This window comes from Luteimonas lutimaris (assembly GCF_039537065.1).
Lineage (GTDB): Bacteria > Pseudomonadota > Gammaproteobacteria > Xanthomonadales > Xanthomonadaceae > Luteimonas > Luteimonas lutimaris.
Window position 1 is genome coordinate 52,605 of record NZ_BAAAZU010000041.1, and the last position, 7,211, is coordinate 59,815.

Genomic DNA, 7,211 nt, shown 5'->3' on the forward strand with positions numbered 1-7,211 from the left:
CGCATGGAAGCAAGGCCGCATTGGCCAGGCATCATCCTCGGGCTGGTCACGACGGCCGTCATCGCATGGTTGGGATGGCTCGCCCTGCAGCCGGGCCTGGGCTACGGCATCATCTTCGTGCTGCTGGTCGCAGTCGTGGTCGCGCTGCCGCTGTTGCTGGCGTTGATCATCGTCACCATTGTCCTTTTGCGGCGGCGCACCGCCCCGAGCCGAGCCACGCTTGCCTGGATGTGGTTGCCGACCCTCTGCGCACTGTCCATCACTCCGGTTGCGGGCTGGCTGAAGGGTCTCTCCAACGATGCATTCGACCGCCAGCACCCATCGATCCACGAGCAGCACGTGAATCTGACTGGACAGGATCTGTGGCTGCCAAGCAGCCGCCTGTCCTCCTCCAGCGCGCGGCAGATGCTCGCAGCCGACACGACGCAGATCATCGATGGCGTGCATTACCCGCGACGCGGGGACGTTCCGGTCGACGACCAATCCCCCTACCAAGGCGATCTGTTACGCGACGATGTCGTCGCGATCCGCCGGGGCATCGGTCCGCTGGAAAAGAATGGAAATTTGTTCGCACCCCGCTTCGAGAGCACCCCACTGCTGCGAACCGGTCGCAGCGTGGACGTCGCGCAACTGCGCGCGCTCGACCCACTTTTCCGGCGTGGCTACATCTACCACCACTACCCGGACCGCGTGGAGGCCTCCCCAATCTTGGACCCTCCGGGTGTCTTCGACGAAGAGCGACTGGATTGGACGGGCATTCCCTTCATCCGTTTCCATGCCTCCAACCTTGGCCTGACGCACGTGGTTCGCATCGAGGTGAACGGCCAGGCCATGCGCCTCCCGTACAACACCATCCCTCCGGCGAGCGACGGTTGCCGCTACGCCTACCATTCGCTGGGCCTCGCCAGGATAGAGAGCGAAGGGCCAGTCACCGTCCGCTGGCAAACCATCGACGCACCGGGCCGCTGGCACGAAACAACCGCAGCCCTGCCATCACTTCCTTCCATCCGCCCGAGCCAAGCCAAGCACCGGCTGGCATCGGCCCTGCTGTACTTTGACACCGACGGGACGGTGAAGGCCGAGAGTTTCATGCTCTGGGACCTTGCCGGAGGCAAACTGGGCATCCAGTCCAGCGGGATTCCATCGAACATGACCCCGCCCCCATGTGGTGATGCCTCGGCCTCGTACAACATGGAGTTCGTACGAAGGCTGTAGTTCGCGAGCGGATCTGGCAGGGCCCCCTGTTCCCGACAGGCCCTGATCAGCTCTTCGACGCCGCCTTGCGACGTCCCGGCCTCGGCCCAGTGATGAACGTCAGCGGCTACAACGAATACCTCTCTCGCCTGACGCGCCGCGTCGGACAGGCACTGAGCAACCCGCTGCCGCGGGGCAACCGCATCGCCGAACACCTCGCCACGCCCTACATGCAGGTCGACAGCGCGGTGCTGGCGCAGGCATTGGACGACTTCATCCGCGAGCATCTGTTCCGGGAGACATTCGAACCGTTCGAGGACGAGCAGTGGCGGCGGCTGCTGTTGCAGCCGGTGATCGACCATCTCGTCAAGGTGTTCGGGCTGGCGCTGGTGAAATCGGAGGAACGGGCCACCGTGGGTGAGACCGAGGTGCACCATCGTCGCCTGTCGGAAGTGGGCAGGATCACCGTGCGCGATAGCGCTTCGATGGACGTGACCAAGTGCATCTATCCACGCCAGGGCTGGCCGGCGCGCAGCGGCGGGCTGGAGCGCGCTTTCATCGAATGGTGCCAGGTCGATGCCGGCGTGGAAGCGTTCTGCAAGCTCAGCGAAAGCAAGCACGGTTTCGCGCGCCTGCGCTACGTCCGCGAGGACGGCCTGCCCGCGTTCTACTTCCCCGATTTCATCGTGCGCACGGCGGAGGCGGTGTATCTGGTCGAGACCAAGGCGCAACAGCAGACCAGCCACCCCAACGTGCAGCGCAAGCGCCGCGCAGCGGCGACCTGGTGCTCACGGATCAACGAACTGCCGCCTTACGACCGCAGCGGCCGCGAGTGGCACTACGCACTGGTGGGCGAGAGCCTGTTCGAGGACTGGCGCGTCAAGAATGCACGGATGGCGGAACTGCTGGCGTTCTGCAGGATCCGACAGGTGGCCGGGCACGCGGACCAGGGAACACTGGCGGTGTGACCGAAAAGCGACGCGTACCGCTGGCGTTTCCTCAGCCCGCCAGCGACGCGCTGTCGATGACGAACCGGTACTTCACGTCACTCTTCGCCATCCGGTCATAAGCGGTGTCGATCTCCTGCATCTTGATCATCTCGATGTCGGCGACGATGCCCTTCTCGGCGCAGAAGTCCAGCATCTCCTGGGTCTCGGCGATGCCGCCGATCAGGGAGCCGGCGATGGCGCGGCGCTTGAAGATCAGGTTGCCCACGTTCGGCGACGGGTGCGGGTGCTCGGGCACGCCGACCAGCACCAGGGTGCCGTCGCGTTTGAGCAGCGCGGTGTAGTCGTCCAGCGAGTGGCTGGCGGCCACGGTGTTGAGGATGAAGTCGAAGCTGCCGGCGTGGGCCTTCATCTCGTCCCTGTTGCGCGACACGACCACTTCGTCCGCGCCCAGGTTGAGCGCGTCCTGGTGCTTGCGGTCGGAGGTGGTGAACGCGACGACGTGCGCGCCCATCGCGTGTGCAATCTTCACGCCCATGTGGCCCAGCCCGCCGATGCCGACGATGCCGACCTTCTGGCCCGGGCCGACGTTCCAGTGACGCAGCGGCGAGTAGGTGGTGATCCCGGCGCACAGCAGCGGCGCGACCGCGGCCAGCTGGTCCTGCGGGTGGCGGATCTTCAGCACGAACCTGTCGCTGACCACGATGCGCTGCGAATAGCCGCCGAGCGTGTGGCCGGGGGCATCCTTTGTTGCGCCGTTGTAGGTGCCGATGAAGCCGTTCTCGCAGAACTGCTCCAGTCCTTCCGCGCACGACGCGCAGTGTTGGCAGCTGTCCACCATGCAGCCGACGCCGACGACGTCGCCGACCTTGAAGCCGGCGACGTCGTCGCCCACCGCGCTGACGTGGCCGACGATCTCGTGCCCGGGCACGCAGGGATACAGCGTGCCGCCCCATTCCGAACGCACGGTGTGCAGGTCGGAGTGGCACACGCCGCAGTAGGCGATGTCGATCTGCACGTCGTGCGGGCCGGGCGCGCGACGTTCGATGTCGAGCGGCTCGAGCGGCTTGTCGGCGGCGTGGGCGCCATAGGCTTTGGTGGTCATGGGGGGCTCCTCGAAGATGTGGGTGGCGCGGGCGCGGCGGATGGCGGTCGCCTTCGCCCGGATGCCGGCAGCCGGATTCTCCTACAGGCGATGCAGTCTGGTCGTGACCGGGATCGGCATGCTCCAGGGTTTCCGGTCCGGCAGCCGCGCCGGGGCGACCGTGGATGACGGCGCGTGCTGCCGTGCGGTGCTTTCCTAGCCCGGAGGCTCGGTTGTCACGGGGACTCCGGTGTCCGGCGCTGCCGGCGCTGCGGCGGGGCCGCGCCGGAGCGCGGTTTCCACTTCGCGCCGCACGTCGATCTCCAGCGACTCGACGAGGAGAGTGACGTCGCCGCCGGCCAGGGTCGCTACCGGCACGCCATCACGAAAGGCGACGCGATTGCCGGGCACGCGCGGCACGCGCTCGCCGGCCAGCAGGCCGCCGAGCAGGTTGGCCGGATCGACCGCGCTGATCGTCACGATGCGGCCGTCGTGCGGCTGCCTGCGGATGCGGCGCATCGCGGCGACGGCATCGGGCAGTGCGAACTGTTCGCCGGGGATGCCGGAGATGAAGCGGCCGCCGCGGATCTCGCCGCGCGCTTCGAGGCGGTGGTAGACGCGAATCAGGTCCCGCCACGGCGGCAGCCACGCCGCTTCGCGCTCGAGCAGGCGCCAGCAGACCACGCCATGGCGGCGCAGCAGCACGCGGGCGACGTGTTCGACGTCGTCGGGCGAACGCGATGCGGCGGATGCGGCCGGCGCGCGCACCAGCGCCCAGCGGCCCGCGTCCTGAATGCCGAACAGCGCGACGCGACGGCGGTGGCGCGACGCGGACTGGCTGCGCTTCGACGCCGGCACCAGCAGCGCGCGCAGGCCGCCGAAGCTGTCGCAGTGCGCGCGGCCGCGCGTCACCAGTTCGGCCAGCGCGTCCTCCAGTTCGGTGCGCAGCAGGTGCGCGCCGTCGGCGATTTCGTCGAAGAACGACGCGCCGTTCGCCGCCAGGAAATCGGCGACGCGCTGGGCGCGCGACCCGAGCGCGGCATCCTCGCCGGGCGCTGGCGCGAGCCGCGTCCACAGCGGCGCCGTGCGCCGCGGCAGCAGCAGGATTGGAGTCGAACGCAGCGAACCGGCGCGACCGCCGCCCTCGGTCGCGTTGGGGCGCAGCCGCGTCCACAGCACGCGGCCGGCGGTGCACAGGTCGTCGAGCCAGGAGATCGCATAGTCGCGCACGCGCGCCGACAGCAGTTCGGCCTCCCAGGTCGCGGCCGGCGCCTCGAAGCCTTCCAGCTGCTGGAGCACGCCGGCCAGCGCCTCGGGGCCGCTGACGCGCGCGCTTTCATGCAGGTGCTGCCACTCGAACAGGAAGCGCGCGTAGTCGCGCGGCGCCACCGGCTCGATCTCGCGGCGCAGCTGCCCGAGCGTGTAGCGATGGATGCGCGCGAGCAGGTGGCGCTCGCACCATTCGTCGACCTCGATGCCGGGCGTAAAGCGGCCCTGCATGACATAACCCTCGCCCTGCAGCGCGAGCAATGCGGTTTCGACCTCGCGCACGTCCAGTGCCAGCGGCGCCGCCAGCGCGGCCACAGGCGTGGGACCGAGCGCGGACAGGCGCGCGCGCAGCAGTTCGCGCAGGGCGGATTCGCGGGTCCATTCGACGCGCGCGTACTCGGCCGGCGCCTCAATCGAGGGCTCGCAGTGCACGTCCGGATACAGCGCCCGCAGCTGCGGCAGCGATTCGGCGGCGGCCCACAACTGCACGGATGATTCACCGTCCGCGATCGACAGCCGCGTCGCGCGCGCGTCCGCCGCGAGCGCCTGCAGCCACGCCGTCCAATCCTCATGGCGCCCGGCTTCGTCGTCGCCGAGTGCGCCGATCCCGGTCAGGGCCTCGTGCATCTCGTCGATGCCGCGCGCCTGCGGCCAGGCCTGTTCGCGCACGGATTCGATCGCGGCGGGATCGAGCCGGCCCAGGTCTTCCGCCGAATCCGGGTCGCCGTAACGGCGCGACTGCACCGCCTGGGTGCGGCGCTCTTCCAGCGGTGCGTCGTCGAGGAAGGCGTAGGGCGCGGCGTTGAGCGCTTCGGAGGCCAGCGGCGACGGCGCCGGCAGGTCGCGCGCGACGACCTCGACCGTACCCGACTCCAGCCCGCGCAGCAGGTCCAGCCAGCCATCGGTATCCATGGCGTCGTGCAGGCAGTCGTCGAGCGTCTGCGCGACCAGCGGGTGGTCGGGGATCTCGCGCTCACCGACGATGTTCTCCAGGCATGCGACCTGGTCCGGGAACACCGTCGCCAGCAGGTCCTCGGACTTCATCCGCTGCAGCTGCGGCGGCACCTTCCTGCCGCCGACGAAGCGCGGCAGCGCAAGGGCGACGCTGGCGTTCCAGCGCCAGCGCACGCCGAACAGCGGCGCATCGAGCAGGGCCTGCACCAGCACGTCCTGCGCGGAGGACGAATGCAGGTAGCGCGCGACCTCTTCGAGCGGGAAGCTGTGGCTGGTCGACAGCGACAGCACGATCGCGTCCTCGGTGGCCGCGGCCTGCAGTTCGAAGTTGAACTTGCGGCAGAAGCGCTTGCGCAGCGCCAGGCCCCAGGCGCGGTTGAGGCGGCTGCCCAAGGGCGCGTGGATGACCAGCTGGGTGCCGCCGGATTCGTCGAAGAAGCGTTCGAGCACGATGCGCGACTGCGTGGGCATCGCCCCGAGCGCGGCGCGGGTGCGGGCGATGTAGTCGACGAGCTGCAGTGCGGCTTCGGGGGCGAGGCCAACTTCGCCGGCCAGCCAGGCCATGGCGCCGGCATGCGCCTCTTCGCCGGCCTTTGCAGGAGCGGCTTCAGCCGCGAGTTCTTCGCTGGCGGGAATCGCATCTTCGGCAGGCGGCAAGAGCTCGCGGCTGAAGCCGCTTGTGTCTTGGCTTTGCCTTAGCGTGCAGGGTGAGAGCGGAGTGCGGGACGCCGACAAGCCGGGGTGCCTTGAAGCACGTGTAGGAGCCAGGGCGCCCGCACTCCAACCTCTTGCCAAGCCCGAACAGTTGACCGAGTCAGCAGCTCGTACTGCACAAGCGTGGGCCAGCAAGAGTGCTCTCCCATCCAGTCTAAAGGGAGATGCCAATGTCTGTGTTCGTGGGAATCGACGTGGCCAAGGCCACGCTGGCGGTGGCCATGCGACCGAGCGGAGAGCGCCTGGAGGTGCCCAACACGGCGGCGGGTCACCAGGCGCTGGCCCGGTGGCTGCGCCAGTGGCCCGTGGAGCGGGTGCTGCTGGAGGCCACTGGAGGCTATGAACGTGCGGTCATGACCGCACTGCAGCGCCACTGGCCCGTGGTCCGGGTGCCACCGCACCGCGCCCGCGCCTTCGCCAAGGCAATGGGGCGACTGGCCAAGACCGATCCGATCGACGCGGCAATGCTGGCCCACCTGGCGCAAGTGATCGATGCGTCGCCCACGCCCGTGGCCTCTGCACAGCAGCAGCGCCTGCAGGCACTGGTCCAGCGCCGCGGACAACTGGTCCAGCAGCGTGACGATGAGCGCCGTCGCCTGCAGCAGGCCGGGGAGCGGCCGGTCATTGCCAGCCTGAAGCGGCAACTGCGTAGCCTGGTGGCCGAGATCGCCACACTGGACAACGCCATCGCCCAGGCCATGGCCGAAACCGACAGTTCCCGAAGCCGGCAACTGCGGGCGGTGCCGGGCGTGGGCCCGGTGACCGCAGCCACGCTCATCGCGTTCCTGCCCGAACTGGGCCGCCTTGGGCGACGCCAGATCGCCGCTCTGGTCGGCGTGGCCCCTTACAACGCCGACAGCGGCGACAAGCGTGGCCAACGTCGCATCCACGGTGGCCGGGCCGGCGTACGTCGCATCCTGTACATGGCGACTTGGAGCGCCATCCGCACTCAGCCCGACCTGAAACGTCGCTACCAGGCCCTGAGAGCCGCAGGCAAGTGCGCCAAGGTCGCCCTGGTGGCTTGCATGCGTACCTTCCTCGGACAACTC

General features: G+C 68.9%; 4 protein-coding genes and 1 pseudogene. 3 read left to right on the top strand and 2 right to left on the bottom strand.

What is annotated here, in order from left to right; all coding sequences use genetic code 11:
- Positions 1–3 precede the first annotated feature (3 nt).
- Together ABD679_RS15555 and ABD679_RS15560 are read left to right on the top strand one after the other, a co-directional pair.
- Positions 4–1,215: a hypothetical protein gene (locus tag ABD679_RS15555; RefSeq protein WP_344760936.1), complete on the top strand. Its 1,212-nt coding sequence runs from the start codon at positions 4–6 to the stop codon at positions 1,213–1,215.
- A gap of 92 nt (positions 1,216–1,307) precedes the next feature.
- Positions 1,308–2,162 (top strand): hypothetical protein, encoded by an 855-nt coding sequence (locus tag ABD679_RS15560; protein ID WP_344760937.1) that lies wholly within the window; start codon positions 1,308–1,310, stop codon positions 2,160–2,162.
- Positions 2,163–2,193: 31 nt separating this feature from the next.
- On the opposite strand, the gene ABD679_RS15565 is transcribed toward ABD679_RS15560, so the two are convergent.
- Both ABD679_RS15565 and ABD679_RS15570 read right to left on the bottom strand, forming a co-directional pair.
- Positions 2,194–3,246: an NAD(P)-dependent alcohol dehydrogenase gene (locus ABD679_RS15565; protein ID WP_344760938.1), complete on the bottom strand. Its 1,053-nt coding sequence runs from the start codon at positions 3,244–3,246 to the stop codon at positions 2,194–2,196.
- A 195-nt stretch (positions 3,247–3,441) separates the two neighbouring features.
- A pseudogene (locus tag ABD679_RS15570) lies at positions 3,442–6,102 on the bottom strand (Lhr family helicase); the annotation flags it as partial.
- A 224-nt stretch (positions 6,103–6,326) separates the two neighbouring features.
- Between ABD679_RS15570 and ABD679_RS15575 the strand changes: the two are divergent.
- Positions 6,327–7,211 (top strand): IS110 family RNA-guided transposase (locus ABD679_RS15575; RefSeq protein ID WP_425561924.1); only part of this gene is annotated, 885 nt, incomplete at its 3' end.